This window comes from Flavobacterium sp. CF108 (assembly GCF_900129795.1).
Classification (GTDB): Bacteria; Bacteroidota; Bacteroidia; order Flavobacteriales; family Flavobacteriaceae; genus Flavobacterium.
This window is the reverse complement of the sequence record NZ_FQWW01000001.1, coordinates 573,401-587,510: the sequence shown is the minus strand read 5'-3', so window position 1 is coordinate 587,510 and position 14,110 is coordinate 573,401. Positions and strand designations below refer to the sequence as shown.

Here is a 14,110-nt window from a genome sequence, read left to right as displayed (position 1 = left end):
CAGATGTTTTAAAATCCTAACGAATGCTTATCTTTGTACACTTTTAAAAATTAGAACCTTTTATGGCAGCAAATAATAGAAGATTTCCAGCAGAGTGGGAAAAACAACAAGGAATTGTATTATGTTTTCCGCATAACGGTAATGACTGGCCGGGAAAATACGAAGCAGTTCAATGGGCTTTTGTAGAATTTATTAAAAAAGTAGCGACGTTTGAAACTGTTTTTTTGGTCGTAGCCGATGAAAAACTAAAAGAAAAAGTAGCCGAAATGCTTGAAAGAGCTCGTGTAAATATCAAAAACGTTTCCTATATAATTCATAAAACCAACAGAAGCTGGATGCGTGATTCCGGGCCGATTATTGTAAAAGATGGTTCAAAAAGAGAAGCATTAAATTTCAACTTCAATGGTTGGGCAAAATATAAAAACTATCAATTAGATAAATTTGTTCCGGGTAAAGTTGCTGATTTTATTGATGTACCGTTAACTCAGGTTACTTATAAAGGAAAAGCTGTAATAGTTGAAGGTGGTGCAATTGATGTAAACGGAAGGGGAACTTTATTGACTTCTGAAGAATGTTTAATGCATCCAACAATTCAGGTTAGAAATCAAGGTTTTACCAAAGAAGATTACGAAGCTGTTTTTAAAGAATATCTTGGAGTTACCAATGTTATCTGGCTTGGAGACGGAATAGAAGGCGATGATACACACGGTCACATCGACGATTTATGCCGATTTGTAAATGAAGATACTATCGTAACAATTGTAGAAACAGATAAAAACGATTCAAATTACAAACCTTTGCAGGATAATTTGAAACGTTTGCAAAACGCAAAACTAGAAAACGGAAAATCTCCAGTTATTGTAGCCTTACCAATGCCAAAACGTGTAGATTTTGAAGATTTAAGATTACCTGCTAGTTATGCTAATTTCTTAATTTTAAATAATTGCGTTTTAGTTCCAACATTTAATGACAGCAACGATCGTGTAGCACTAAATATATTGTCAGAATGTTTCCCAGACAGAGAAGTAATCGGGATAAACTGTATTGATTTTATCTGGGGATTCGGAACATTACATTGCTTAAGTCAGCAGATTCCTGCTTAGCTTATTGCCACGAAGACACAAAGACACGAAGTTTTTTTAGTAGTCTTGTCAGGCTGAGCGAAGTCGAAGTCCCACAAAGTTTTTCGTCAAAGTATTGTATACAGATTTAATCTCGCAAAGACGCAAAGTTTTTATAATTTATTAAATAGCCTCCAGTTTTAACTGGAGGGAAAATAAAGTCACATTAAGGGCTTTAGCTAAAAAATGAGTTTGGCTAAAGCCTTTTTTCGTTATAGCAAATAAATACCTCCAGTTAAAACAGGAGGCAACTTAAAAAAAACTTTGCGTCTTGGCGATTGCGAGATTCAAAACATTCAGAATAAGCCAACCTTAAAAGTGAAATGACATAAACTGTAAAAAAAAATCATTTCTAATCCTTTTAATCTGTGGCAGAAAAAACATAAAAAAAACCTTGGCAATAACCAAGGTTTTTTATTTCTATATCTCTTCAGATAATTTATCTGCTCTTCATTGTTTAATGAAGGGAGGTAACAATTGACTAGAAACTTCTCCAAAACCAATTCTTACTTCAGTATTTTCACAGAAACCTCTAATGATTACAGTGTCATTATCTTCAATAAACTTACGTTCACTTCCATCTTTTAAGGTAAGCGGATTTTTTCCGCCCCAAGTCAATTCTAACATTGAACCAAAACTATCAGGAGTTGGCCCCGAAATAGTTCCTGATCCCATCATGTCACCAGAATTTACACGGCATCCGTTTGAAGTATGATGTGCCAATTGCTGACTCATTGACCAGTATAAATATTTAAAGTTAGATTTTGAAACCACAGTTTCTTCTTGATCTTCAGGTTTAATTGAAACCTCTAAATGAATATCAAAAGCTTTTTTTCCTTTTGTTTGTAAATACGGAAGCGGTGATGGATCTTGTTTTGGCCCTTTTGTTCTAAAAGGTTCTAAAGCATCCATAGTTACAATCCACGGAGAAATTGACGTTGCAAAGTTTTTTGCTAAGAATGGTCCAAGAGGTACATATTCCCATTTTTGAATATCGCGCGCGCTCCAGTCATTCAATAAAACCATCCCGAAAATATAATCTTCTGTTTCATACGTTGGGATATTTTCTCCCATAATATTCACATCAGTAGTAATAAAAGCAGTTTCAAGTTCGAAATCTACTAAACGGGACGGACCAAAAACAGGATAATCTCCGCCGGCAGGCATCGTTTGTCCCATTGGTCGGTGAACCGGAATTCCAGACGGAACAATTGTAGAACTTCTTCCGTGATATCCAACCGGAATATGTAACCAGTTTGGAAGAAGCGCGTTCTCTGGATCGCGGAACATTTTACCTACGTTTGTAGCGTGTTCTTTGCTTGAATAAAAATCAGTATAATCACCAATTAAAACGGGCAGTTGCATTTCGACATCGTCGATATTAAAAATAACAATATCGCGGTCTTTTGTTGAATCTCTAAGTTGTGAATTAGTCTCGTCGAAAATTTCTGCGATACGATTTCGTACCAGACGCCATGTTTTTTTTCCATCAGAAATAAAATCATTAAGCGTGTCCTGCATAAACATATCATCGGTTAAATCTATTCCTTCAAAATAGTTTAATTGTTGTAAAGCCCCTAAATCTATAGCATAATCGCCAATTCTAGTTCCTACTGTAACGACATTTTCTTTGGTAAGAAATACACCGAATGGGATGTTTTGAATAGGGAAGTCGCTATTTTCTGGTACTTCTAACCATGATTTTCTTTTAGTATCGTTGGCGGTTATTGGCATGTGAGATGTTAATTATTTGTTGAAAAATTACATGTCAAATATATCATAATCTAACAGTATCACAAACGTTTTTTTGTATTTTTGCAGGAAATTAACGAAAAACGAAGAAATGCAACGCGACGAACAAATTTTTGATCTTATTCTAGAAGAAAAAGATAGACAAATTCACGGATTAGAACTAATTGCTTCAGAAAATTTTGTAAGTGATCAGGTAATGGAAGCAGCAGGGTCTGTTTTAACTAACAAATATGCTGAGGGGTATCCTGGCAAAAGATACTACGGCGGTTGCGAAGTAGTTGACGTTATCGAGCAAATTGCTATTGACAGAGCTAAAGAATTATTTGGTGCTGAATACGCAAACGTACAGCCTCACTCAGGTTCTCAGGCAAATACAGCTGTTTATCATGCTTGTTTAAATCCTGGTGATACTATTTTAGGTTTCGATTTATCTCACGGTGGACACTTAACGCACGGTTCTCCTGTAAACTTTTCAGGACGTTTATACCGTCCGGTTTTTTACGGTGTAGATGCTGAAACTGGTCGTTTAGATTATGATAAAATTCAGGAAATTGCAACTAAAGAACAGCCAAAATTAATCATCGCAGGAGCTTCGGCATATTCTCGTGATATGGATTTTGCTCGTTTCAGACAAATCGCTGACAGCGTAGGAGCAATTTTATTTGCTGATATTTCTCACCCTGCAGGTCTTATTGCAAAAGGATTATTAAACGATCCAATTCCACATTGTCATATCGTTTCTACAACGACTCATAAAACATTACGCGGACCTCGTGGAGGTTTGATTTTAATGGGGAAAGATTTCGAAAACCCACAAGGATTAAAAACTCCAAAAGGAGAAATCAGAATGATGTCTTCATTATTAGACTTAGCTGTTTTCCCAGGAAATCAAGGTGGACCTTTAATGCACATTATTGCTGCTAAAGCTGTTGCTTTTGGTGAAGCATTAAAAGATGAATTCTTTACTTATGCAATGCAATTACAAAAAAATGCAAACGCAATGGCAGATGCTTTCGTAAAAAGAGGTTACAACATTATCTCTGGCGGAACTGATAACCACATGATGCTTATTGATTTAAGAAATAAAAACATTTCTGGAAAAGAAGCTGAAAACGCATTAGTAAAAGCAGAAATTACAGTAAATAAAAACATGGTTCCATTTGACGATAAATCACCATTTATCACTTCTGGAATTCGTGTTGGAACAGCTGCAATCACAACTCGTGGTTTAGTTGAAAAAGATATGGAAACTATCGTAGCTTTAATCGATAAAGTTCTTACTGATCATACAAATGAAGACGTTATCGAAGAAGTTGCTGAACAAGTAAACGAATTAATGAGCGAAAGACCGATTTTTGCATATTAATTAGTTTAAAGTTTCAGGTTTCAAGTTTAAAGTTTTGTAATGCGAAAATAAACGTATTACATGACTTTAAACTTTTTTAGCTTTAAGAAACCTGCAACCTGAAACAAAACAAACTTGAAACAAAATAAATGACATGGGCGTATTAAGATTACAATTGCCAACCGATCCAAGATGGGTAAATATCGTTGAGAAAAACATAGAAGAAATCTTAACAGATCACGCTTGGTGCGAGCAAAAAGCAGCAACAAATGCGATTACAATTATTACCAATAACTCTGAACATCAGGATTTGGTAAAAGATTTATTGGCTTTAGCCAAAGAAGAAATCGATCATTTTGAGCAGGTTCACAATATCATCATCAAAAGAGGATTAAAACTAGGACGCGAACGTAAAGACGAATACGTAAACGAACTATACCAATACATGAAAAAAAGCGGTGACGGAAGCCGTGTTTCAGGTCTTGTAGAAAGATTATTATTCTCAGCAATGATCGAAGCAAGAAGCTGCGAACGTTTCAAAGTTTTATCTGAAAATATTCAAGATGAAGAATTAGCTGTTTTCTACAGAGAATTAATGGAAAGCGAAGCTGGACATTACACCACATTTATCACTTACGCACGTAAATACGGAACCGGAATCGACGTTGAAAAACGCTGGAGAGAATGGCTGGAGTTTGAAGAATCGATTATTAAAAATTATGGGAAAAACGAAACTATTCACGGGTAGTTTTAGTTTTGTTTCAGGTTTCAAGTTTCAGGTTTCTCATTGGAACGCGTTTCGACTTCGCTCAACGTGACAAACGTGAAACTTGAAACAAAACCAAATTAAAAAATCCGTACAAAATCCGCGCTTTCGCGAAAGCGAATCCGTGTCATCCGTGTGCCAATTAAGCGCAAAGTTTAGCAATCTAAATTCTAAATTCTAAAATCTGCAATCTAAAAATTCCTATCTTTGAAAGTAACCAAAATTCAAAGCCATGAGAATAGAAACCGATCTGAAATTAGGATTTAAAGACGTAATGATTCGCCCAAAAAGGTCAACGCTCAAAAGCAGATCTGAAGTTTCATTAGAACGAAATTTTAAGTTTTTACACAGCACTTCAGATTGGACAGGAATTCCTATAATGGCTGCCAATATGGATACAGTTGGTACTTTTGAAATGGCTCAGGTTTTGGCAAAAGAAAAGCTTTTTACCGCCATTCACAAACATTACACTTTAGAAGAATGGAATAGTTTTTTGAAAAATGTAACGCCTGATTTCTACAATTATATTGCCATAAGCACTGGAACCGGAAAAGAAGATTTTGATAAAATCGGTAAAGTAATTACAGCAAATCCGTTATTGAGATTTATTTGTATTGATGTTGCAAACGGTTATTCAGAACACTTTGTTCAGTTTCTAAAACAAACCCGAAAACAATATCCCGATAAAGTAATTATTGCCGGAAATGTAGTTACAGGCGAAATGGTCGAAGAATTACTTTTGGCTGGAGCCGATATTGTAAAAGTGGGAATCGGGCCGGGTTCTGTCTGCACCACACGTGTCAAAACAGGCGTTGGTTATCCGCAGCTTTCTGCCATTATCGAATGTGCCGACGCAGCTCACGGTTTAGGCGGACATATTATAAGCGACGGCGGCTGCTCAACTCCGGGTGACGTTGCAAAAGCTTTTGGTGCAGGTTCAGATTTTGTAATGTTAGGCGGAATGCTTGCCGGACATGCCGAAAGCGGAGGAGAGCTAATCGAAATAAACGGCGAAAAATACAAACAGTTCTACGGAATGAGTTCAGCAACCGCAATGGAAAAACATGTTGGAGGCGTTGCAGAATATAGAGCAAGTGAAGGAAAAACAGTAAAAGTTCCGTTTAAAGGAAATGTTATTGCTACAGTTTTAGACATTTTAGGCGGATTACGAAGCACTTGTACGTATGTTGGTGCGTCAAAATTAAAAGAACTTACTAAGCGTACCACTTTCATCCGCGTAAGCGAACAAGAAAATCAGATTTTTACAAATTAAAATATTTTAGAATATAATATGATTACCATTTCAGAAGCAGGTTTAAGTGACATTAAAATAATTCAGGAAATCACAAATATAACTTGGCCAATTACTTACGGCGAAATTTTGACTAAAGAACAGTTAGATTATATGCTGGGTTTATTTTATTCAGAAGAAGCTTTAGCAAAGCAAATCGAGAATAAAGAACAATTATTTTATCTAATTTCAGACTCAGAATCAACAATTGGATTTATCGGAATTGAGCATAATTATAATAATAAAGCCATAACCAAAATTCATAAAATCTATCTTTTGCCGGAAACACAAGGAAAAGGTTACGGAAAAATAGTTTTTGAATCCATTGAAAAATTAGCTTTAGAAAACAATTCGACAGCCCTTTTATTAAACGTAAACCGTTTTAATACAGCATTAAATTTCTATAAAAAGCTAGGTTTCGAAATTAAGGAAACAGTCGATATAGAAATTGGAAATGGTTATTTAATGGAAGATTATGTGATGGGGAAAAAGCTTTAATAAATAGAACACGGATGACACAGATTTGCTTCGCAAAAGCGCAGATAAAACTGATTTTTTTATCATAATTTGAAAAATCAAACCCGTTTAAATCCGTGTCTTTGCGAAGCAAATCTGTGTCATCCGTGTTCTATTTATTAGAAACTACGTTACAAGAATATCATGCTTAAACAATAATCCTTTCAATTCCTTCAAAGCAAAAACAGCCTTTTTAAGTTTAGTTTTAGATGGATCAATCGTATAATTATAACTCGTTTTAAAATCGGTTTTATTGGCGATGGCTCTATCGAATTCTGAACGGTATAAATCGCAATTATCAAATAAAACGCCTGTGAGATCTGCGGCCATAAAATCAACTGCAATTAAACTGCAATTCGTAAATGGTGTTCCTTTTATTTTTAAAGTATAAAATTTTGAAAAATCAAGAATGCAGTCATTAAAACGAACTTCAAAAATCAGTTTATCACACATGGCAAAATTTACCTCTTTAATTTCGCATTGGTTAAAAGTCACGGTTCTAAAAGCGACGTAATTAATTTTTGCCTCAGTAAAAATGCAGTCGTTAAAAACACAATCGATAAAAGTAACGGCTAAAAAAGTGCAGGCAGAAAAATTACAATTATTAAAAACACAGCATTCGAAATCTTTAAAATTAAGATCGTCTTTGGCATAAATAATCGTATTATATTCTTTATCAAGAAAATATTCGCTCTCTTTTTTCAAGTTTATTTTGAATTTTTTAAGACCGAAAAGGTAGTAATTTAAGCCAAAATATTAAGTAAAAGTTGTGAACAAAATTTAGAATTTGATGTAGCTTTACGCTTATTTTTTAAGTTAAAAAACATCAATTTTAATTATATGGAACCAACAAGAAAGGAGCATGATTTTTTAGGAGAATTAGAAATTCCGAATCATCTGTACTACGGAATCCAAACTTTTAGAGCGGTAGAAAACTTCAATATTACCGGAATTCCCATTTCAAAAGAACCTTTGTTTATCAAAGCTTTAGGATATGTAAAAAAAGCTGCGGCCTTAGCTAATAAAGATTGTGGCGCCATCGATCCAAAAATTGCCGAAGCCATTTGCTATGGAAGCGATCAGGTTATTGCCGGAAAATTTAATGATGAGTTTGTAAGCGATTTAATTCAGGGCGGCGCAGGAACTTCTGTTAACATGAATGCCAATGAAGTAATTGCAAACATCGGATTAGAATATTTAGGTCATAAAAAAGGCGAATATAATTTCCTTCATCCAAATAATCATGTAAACTGTTCACAATCTACAAACGATGCCTATCCATCGGCATTTAGAATTGCTTTGTATTTAAAAATGGACAGCTTTATTAAAACACTTGCAGGCTTAGAAGTTGCTTTTGCCAAAAAAGGAGTGGAGTTTAAAGAAGTGCTGAAAATGGGAAGAACACAATTGCAAGATGCTGTTCCCATGACTTTAGGACAGGAATTTAAAGCCTACGCCACAACAATTGGCGAAGATATACAACGCTTAAAAAATGCTCAGGACTTACTTTTGGAAATCAATATGGGAGCAACAGCCATTGGAACAAAAGTAAATGCACCAGAAGGTTATCCTGAAATTTGTGTTGCTTATTTAGCCAAAGAAGTTGGAATTCCTTTAACACTTTCACCAGATTTAATCGAAGCAACGGTCGATACCGGAGCTTATGTTCAGATTATGGGAACTTTAAAACGTTCGGCAGTTAAAATTTCTAAAATTTGTAACGATTTACGATTGTTGAGTTCAGGGCCAAGAACAGGTTTAAACGAAATCAATTTACCGGCACGCCAGCCAGGTTCATCAATTATGCCGGGGAAAGTAAATCCGGTAATTCCAGAAGTCGTAAATCAAACTTGTTTTTATGTAATTGGTCAGGATTTAACCGTAACAATGGCGGCAGAAGCAGGGCAATTGCAATTGAATGTAATGGAACCCGTTATTGCTTTTGCGATGTTTACATCTTTAGATTATCTTTCAAATGCCATTCAAACCTTAATTGACAAATGTATTAACGGAATCACTGCAAATGTTGACCACTGTTATAATATGGTCATGAACAGTATAGGAATCGTGACACAGTTAAATCCAATTATTGGTTACGAAGAAAGTGCGAGTATTGCGGGCGAAGCTTTAAAAACAAACAAAAGTGTACATCAAATTGCTGTTTTAGAAAGAAAGCTGATTACACAGGAAAAATGGGATGAAATCTATTCTTTAGAAAATTTAATTCATCCAAAATTTATCACAAAGTAAAATTGCTATAAAAAATATAATAACAAGCCGTCAATTTACTTGCGGCTTTTTTCTAAATTCCTTAATTATTTATTGATTCATTTTTAGATTTACTGCTATTAAATATAAAATCAAACAAATTATGTTTACTCCAAAAACTTTAAGATATTTATGTTTTGGGGAAGTATTTTCTCTGAAAAAATTATAATTAATAATAGTAGCGGTGCTTCCCACAATAATGCCAATTGCACCTACGCTAAAAAAGGAAAGAAAAGACAGTGCACCAATTATATATTCATGCCATTTTAATTGGGCAGCCATAACACATCTTTTTCCGTCTATGCTCAATACCTGCGTAGAAATATCCGGAATGTTCATTTTAGGAAAAGCTTCTACAATTTCATCATTAACTCTTTTTATTAAAAAAGGTTTTCCTCTTTCTTTACTTTGTTCTACAATAACTCCGTTTTGTTTTAATGTTGCTTTTCCTGAAAAGATATTATTTTCAAATTCAAAATTATCAGTTGGAAAATGAGGAAGTTTAAATTCAAAAGTATTTTTCATTATAGTATCTATTTTTTTGTAAATGTTTTTAAATGAAATATTTATGTTTCTTAAAACATTTTGCAAAATTAATTTCAACTGTAAATTCGTTTTGATTGTAAAAGTTTAAAAAATTGCAGAATAAGATTTTATTGAAAGAGGTATTCCGAATGTTTTGTTCTGAAAAATGTTGAAAATAAGAGTTATATTTACAAGAGGTTTGATTTTTTAAATAGAAATTAAAATTTTTGCCGAATGAAATTCTTAAAAAAAATAAGTTTTCAGCATAAAATTAAAATGGCAGTTCTGCTTTTTCTATTTCTATTTCCATTATTTCTAATTGCTCAAACCGAAACAGATTCTCAAAACAAAGAAATATGTCCTCCCAAAACTATTTTAGAAATCTTTAAAAAAACCGATTCTACTTTAGTGGTTAAACCCACAAAAAACAACTTTTTCCTCGTAATTCCCGCAATTGGTTCACAGCCCGCAACGGGATTCTTTTTTGGAGCCGTGGCACAGTATACTTTTAAAGGAAAACAAGAATCAGATAAATATTCAGTCGCAAATCTGGGCATAACGTATACTGTAAAAAAGCAATGGCTGATTAATGTCAAAAACAATATTCTGCTAAAAAATAACCGAATCTTTTTAAGCGGCGATTACAGGCTTTATATATTTTCGCAACCCAACTACGGACTCGGAACTGATATAATTCCGCCGCATCACGATCAGGAACCTGGTTTTAGCGTTGATTCTTTGGCACAGGAAATGGATTATAATTATTTCAAATTTCATCAAACCGCTTCTTTCGAAGTAAGAAAGAATTTTTATGTAGGCGCAGGAATCAATATCGATTGGTACACCAATATAAAAGACAAAGAATTAGATGTTGAAAACGGAAATCTAACCTATCATTATAATTACAATCAGGAACATGGTTTTGATAATTTAGAATATTTTCTAACCGGAGTAAGTTTTAATATGGTTTACGATTCGAGAGACAATCAGGTAAATTCTTCCAGAGGCTGGTTTGCGAATATCAATTATCGTTTTAATCCGGTATTTTTTGACAATCAAAAATACAGCAACGTTTTGTATGCAGAATATCGAAGTTTTATTCCGCTTTCGCAGAAAAATCCACGTTACATTCTCGGAATTTGGGCTTACGGACAGTTTGTAACAAGAGGCGATGTTCCGTATTTAAATCTGCCCGCAATTGGCTGGGATCAGCGAAGCAGGAGCGGAGAAGGTTACACACAAGGATTATTTAGAGGAAATGGACTTGTATATCTTTCAACAGAATTCAGGTTTCCCATAACCTGCAATCAAATGTTTAGTGGTGTAGCTTTTACCAATTTTGTAACAGCAAGTAACAAAGACAATGATGTATCACTTTTTCATGCAATCCAGCCAGCAGTTGGACTTGGCCTACGAATATTAATTGATAAAAAAACTCGTACTAATCTTGTTGTCGAGAATGCGTGGGGTAATAATTCGAAAGGATTTTACCTAAATGCAGGTGAAACTTTTTAATGTTTCGTTTTGTTAAGTGTTTGATATATTGAATTTTATGTTTTAAAATGTAGGAATTTACAATAAAAAACTTAAATTTGATGTACCATTTAACTTTCAAACACATAATTTATGAAACAGTACAGTTTATTATTAGCTGTATTCCTGTCGGCGATAGGAATGCAGGCTCAGGATGCAAGGTCTTTTTCGCTTAATTTGTATGGCGGTTATAATTTTTCTGATGAGCTGGATTACGACGGTTATTCTGCAACCATTGAAGATGGATTTCAATATGGAGCAGGATTTGAATATTTCTTTTCGACAAATAATTCTGTTGAATTAAAGTATTTAAGATCAGATGTTAAAATACCTTTTTATGCTCCGGCAGGAAACCAGATTAATGCCGGACACGATAAAGGTGCTTCCAATTTTATTCTCGCAGATTTTACCCATTATTTTGATACAGGATCAAATTTATTGCCTTATTTGGGGGCAGGAGCTGGAGTTAGTATTTTAGAAACACCTCAAAGCGGAAGCGGTACTTATTTTGCCTGGGATGTAAAGGCTGGAGTAAAGATTAAAACCGCTTCGACCGTTTCTGTAAATATTAACGCTTATTTACAATCGATGTCAGCAGCAGTTGGAGAGAGTTATTATTGGAGTTATTATTTTGGTCCGGTTGCAGTTGATGATTATGTTTCTACTTTCCAATTTGGACTTGGAGCAGTATTGAGTTTTAATTTTAAAAATTAGAAAGAATTTCCAAATTTTATTAAAAAAGGATATGAAAGCATTCGTAAAAGCGGGTGCTTTTTTTATGCTTTTTAAAGCCGTTGTTCATAATTAAATCATAATTTATAACTATTATGAATAAGATTTTTGAACTCAATCCTTATTTTTGTTGTATATACAAATTAATATGAAGTTACTAATAGTCGAAGACGAACCAAATCTTTTATCGATTTTACGGAAAGGATTTGCCGAAAATAACAACGAAGTTAGTGTGGCTATGGACGGTACAACTGCCCTTGAAATGATTCACAATTATAACTTTGATGTTGTCGTTTTAGACGTTATGTTACCGGATATTAACGGAATCGAGATTTGCCGCAGACTTCGCGCCAGTAAAAACTTTGTACCCATTTTACTTTTAACAGCTCTGGGAACTTCAGAAAACATTGTTACCGGCCTTAACTCCGGTGCCGATGATTATTTGGTTAAGCCTTTTAAATTTGGAGAACTCGACGCAAGAATAAATGCTTTACATAGAAGAGCACATCAGGAAACGGATAAAATCGATGTTATTACAATTGGCGATTTAGAAATAAACGGACGTGCCAAAACAGTTAAAAGAGAAGGAGAATCGATAATTTTAACCGCAAAAGAGTTTAAATTACTGTATTATCTGGGAAAAAATGCAGGAAGAATCGTTTCCCGCGATCAGATTTTAGATAACGTATGGGATATTAATTTTGATATGAACACCAATGTTGTCGATGTATATATTACGTATTTAAGAAAAAAAGTTGATAAACCTTTTAAAACCAAACTTATTCATACCATGAAAGGTTTAGGTTATGTTATAAAGCCATAGAATGGATATTAGAAAAAAAATTACTTTTACTTATGTAGCACTTTCTACCTTTAGTACGTTGCTATTGAGTATAATAGTATTCGTTTTATTTAGGGAAAATAACCGTTACCATTTTTTGAAAAGGTTAGAAGACCGTGCCAAAATTGTAGCATCAATTCACTTTCAGCACGATCCGGAAAAAAGCAAATACTATAGTAATTTAAAGAAAAACGGACTGGAAGAACTTATTGAAGAAGAAGAATATGTTCTTAAAATTAACAGTGCCAATAGTTTTGATTACAACACAAAACTAAATCTTCCAAATAAGTTTTATTCTAATATTCTGTCAACCGGAAAAGACTATTTTGAAGTTAACAGCAAATATTATCTCGGGCAGGTTTTTACCGAAAGCAAGCAAAAATACATTGTAATTGTAGGCGCGCGTGACCGTCGCGGAAAAACAACCTCTATATATATTATAAAAATATTACTTTTTGGAGGCATAGGTTTTATACTTCTGGCATTCTTTTTAGGTCGTTTTTTGGCAAAAAGAGTCATTAATCCTGTAGCAAGAATTACCAAAGAAGTAAACCGAATCAGTGCTTCAAATCTTCATAACCGACTTCCGGAAGTGAAAAACTCGGATGAAATTTCAGATTTGACAGAAACGTTTAATGATATGTTAGACCGACTCGAAACTTCTTTTGAAATTCAGGCTAACTTTATTAATAATGCTTCACACGAATTAAAAACACCAATTACAACCATTATTGCCGAATCTGAAATTATGCTGTTGAAAGAACGTGAAGTCTCAGAATATGTCGAATCATTACAAAACATTTACAGTCAGGCATCAAGATTAGGAAACCTGACCGAAAGTTTATTAAAACTGACACAAACGGGTTACGACGGAAACAAACAGGTTTTAGATATTGCCAGAATCGATGAATTGTTATTAGAAGTAAAATCAGATTTAGATAAAATTTATCCTGATAATCGTGTCAGCATTAAAATGAATTTTGCACCAAAAGATTCTAATCTGCTTTTAATTCCGTGTAATAAACCGCTTTTAGAACTGGCAATCAATAATATTATTACCAATGGCGTAAAGTATTCCGATAATAATGAAGTGTTTGTAACCCTTTCTGCCAATCAGGATGCGATTAGAATTTCGATTAACGATATCGGGATTGGAATTCCGCCAGAAGATATTCCGCATTTGTACGAACCTTTCTTTAGAGGAAAAATTGCAGCCAAATATATTGGTTACGGTTTAGGATTGCCGCTGGCATCAAAAATCATTCGTATGCACGATGGTGAAATACAAGTACAGTCGGAACAAAACAAAGGAACGATCGTAACAATTATCTTTAAAAAGATAAATCCTAAAAAGGCCAACATTAAAAAATCTAATGTTGAATCTTAGAAAATTCTAATTTAAGATTAATACCCTTCTAAT

13 protein-coding genes are annotated in these 14,110 nt (G+C 34.0%); 10 read left to right on the top strand and 3 right to left on the bottom strand.

Translation table 11 applies throughout. The features are described 5' to 3' along the window. The first annotated feature begins 62 nt into the window (after window positions 1-62). Window positions 63-1,103: an agmatine deiminase family protein gene (locus BUE10_RS02600; RefSeq protein ID WP_073482057.1), complete on the top strand. Its 1,041-nt coding sequence runs from the start codon at window positions 63-65 to the stop codon at window positions 1,101-1,103. A 468-nt stretch (window positions 1,104-1,571) separates the two neighbouring features. Here BUE10_RS02600 and fahA read toward each other — a convergent pair whose 3' ends face one another. Continuing rightward, entirely contained in the window at window positions 1,572-2,855 is a 1,284-nt protein-coding gene (gene fahA / locus BUE10_RS02595; RefSeq protein ID WP_073482055.1) for a fumarylacetoacetase, read from the bottom strand. 109 nt (window positions 2,856-2,964) lie between these two features. Here fahA and glyA point away from each other — a divergent pair, with 109 nt between their 5' ends. The 4 genes from glyA to BUE10_RS02575 all read left to right on the top strand — a co-directional run bounded on the left by glyA (window position 2,965) and on the right by BUE10_RS02575 (window position 6,773). Continuing rightward, complete coding sequence (glyA, locus tag BUE10_RS02590) at window positions 2,965-4,239, top strand: serine hydroxymethyltransferase (protein WP_073482052.1); 1,275 nt, start codon at window positions 2,965-2,967, stop codon at window positions 4,237-4,239. A gap of 133 nt (window positions 4,240-4,372) precedes the next feature. Continuing rightward, window positions 4,373-4,966, top strand: a complete 594-nt coding sequence (locus tag BUE10_RS02585) for a MiaE family protein (RefSeq protein WP_053472194.1) — start codon at window positions 4,373-4,375, stop codon at window positions 4,964-4,966. A 250-nt stretch (window positions 4,967-5,216) separates the two neighbouring features. Then, window positions 5,217-6,257: a GMP reductase gene (locus BUE10_RS02580; protein WP_073482050.1), complete on the top strand. Its 1,041-nt coding sequence runs from the start codon at window positions 5,217-5,219 to the stop codon at window positions 6,255-6,257. 18 nt (window positions 6,258-6,275) lie between these two features. Beyond that, a complete protein-coding gene (locus BUE10_RS02575; RefSeq protein ID WP_073482046.1) occupies window positions 6,276-6,773 on the top strand; it encodes a GNAT family N-acetyltransferase in 498 nt (165 codons plus the stop codon). Window positions 6,774-6,917: 144 nt separating this feature from the next. Here the strand turns inward: BUE10_RS02575 and BUE10_RS02570 are convergent, their stop codons facing one another. Next, window positions 6,918-7,496: a pentapeptide repeat-containing protein gene (locus BUE10_RS02570; RefSeq protein ID WP_073482043.1), complete on the bottom strand. Its 579-nt coding sequence runs from the start codon at window positions 7,494-7,496 to the stop codon at window positions 6,918-6,920. Between the two features lie 135 nt (window positions 7,497-7,631). Between BUE10_RS02570 and aspA the strand changes: the two genes are divergently transcribed. After that, window positions 7,632-9,041, top strand: a complete 1,410-nt coding sequence (gene aspA / locus BUE10_RS02565; protein WP_073482041.1) for an aspartate ammonia-lyase — start codon at window positions 7,632-7,634, stop codon at window positions 9,039-9,041. 69 nt (window positions 9,042-9,110) lie between these two features. On the opposite strand, the gene BUE10_RS02560 is transcribed toward aspA, so the two are convergent. After that, a complete protein-coding gene (locus BUE10_RS02560) occupies window positions 9,111-9,584 on the bottom strand; it encodes a hypothetical protein (protein WP_143055966.1) in 474 nt (157 codons plus the stop codon). 234 nt (window positions 9,585-9,818) lie between these two features. Here BUE10_RS02560 and BUE10_RS02555 point away from each other — a divergent pair, with 234 nt between their 5' ends. The 4 genes from BUE10_RS02555 (at window position 9,819) to BUE10_RS02540 (ending at window position 14,077) form a co-directional block, all read left to right on the top strand. Then, window positions 9,819-11,099 carry a BamA/TamA family outer membrane protein gene (locus tag BUE10_RS02555; protein ID WP_073482035.1) on the top strand — a complete coding sequence of 427 codons (1,281 nt, stop codon included), beginning with the start codon at window positions 9,819-9,821 and terminating at the stop codon, window positions 11,097-11,099. Window positions 11,100-11,210: 111 nt separating this feature from the next. Beyond that, the gene (locus tag BUE10_RS02550) at window positions 11,211-11,831 is read left to right on the top strand and encodes an outer membrane beta-barrel protein (RefSeq protein WP_073482032.1); all 621 of its coding nucleotides are present in this window, start codon (window positions 11,211-11,213) and stop codon (window positions 11,829-11,831) included. Between the two features lie 166 nt (window positions 11,832-11,997). Further along, window positions 11,998-12,672 (top strand): response regulator transcription factor, encoded by a 675-nt coding sequence (locus BUE10_RS02545; protein ID WP_073482029.1) that lies wholly within the window; start codon window positions 11,998-12,000, stop codon window positions 12,670-12,672. A 1-nt stretch (window position 12,673) separates the two neighbouring features. After that, window positions 12,674-14,077, top strand: coding sequence for a sensor histidine kinase (locus BUE10_RS02540; RefSeq protein ID WP_073482026.1), 1,404 nt, complete (start codon window positions 12,674-12,676; stop codon window positions 14,075-14,077). The last annotated feature ends 33 nt before the right edge of the window (window positions 14,078-14,110 follow it).

Bases quoted from the DNA above. Each gene is read 5' to 3' on its own strand.
- BUE10_RS02600 (WP_073482057.1), top strand. From the start codon at position 63: ATGGCAGCAAATAATAGAAGATTTCCAGCAGAGTGGGAAAAACAACAA.
- fahA (WP_073482055.1), bottom strand. From the start codon at position 2,855: ATGCCAATAACCGCCAACGATACTAAAAGAAAATCATGGTTAGAAGTA.
- glyA (WP_073482052.1), top strand. From the start codon at position 2,965: ATGCAACGCGACGAACAAATTTTTGATCTTATTCTAGAAGAAAAAGAT.
- BUE10_RS02585 (WP_053472194.1), top strand. From the start codon at position 4,373: ATGGGCGTATTAAGATTACAATTGCCAACCGATCCAAGATGGGTAAAT.
- BUE10_RS02580 (WP_073482050.1), top strand. From the start codon at position 5,217: ATGAGAATAGAAACCGATCTGAAATTAGGATTTAAAGACGTAATGATT.
- BUE10_RS02575 (WP_073482046.1), top strand. From the start codon at position 6,276: ATGATTACCATTTCAGAAGCAGGTTTAAGTGACATTAAAATAATTCAG.
- aspA (WP_073482041.1), top strand. From the start codon at position 7,632: ATGGAACCAACAAGAAAGGAGCATGATTTTTTAGGAGAATTAGAAATT.
- BUE10_RS02560 (WP_143055966.1), bottom strand. From the start codon at position 9,584: ATGAAAAATACTTTTGAATTTAAACTTCCTCATTTTCCAACTGATAAT.
- BUE10_RS02555 (WP_073482035.1), top strand. From the start codon at position 9,819: ATGAAATTCTTAAAAAAAATAAGTTTTCAGCATAAAATTAAAATGGCA.
- BUE10_RS02550 (WP_073482032.1), top strand. From the start codon at position 11,211: ATGAAACAGTACAGTTTATTATTAGCTGTATTCCTGTCGGCGATAGGA.
- BUE10_RS02545 (WP_073482029.1), top strand. From the start codon at position 11,998: ATGAAGTTACTAATAGTCGAAGACGAACCAAATCTTTTATCGATTTTA.
- BUE10_RS02540 (WP_073482026.1), top strand. From the start codon at position 12,674: ATGGATATTAGAAAAAAAATTACTTTTACTTATGTAGCACTTTCTACC.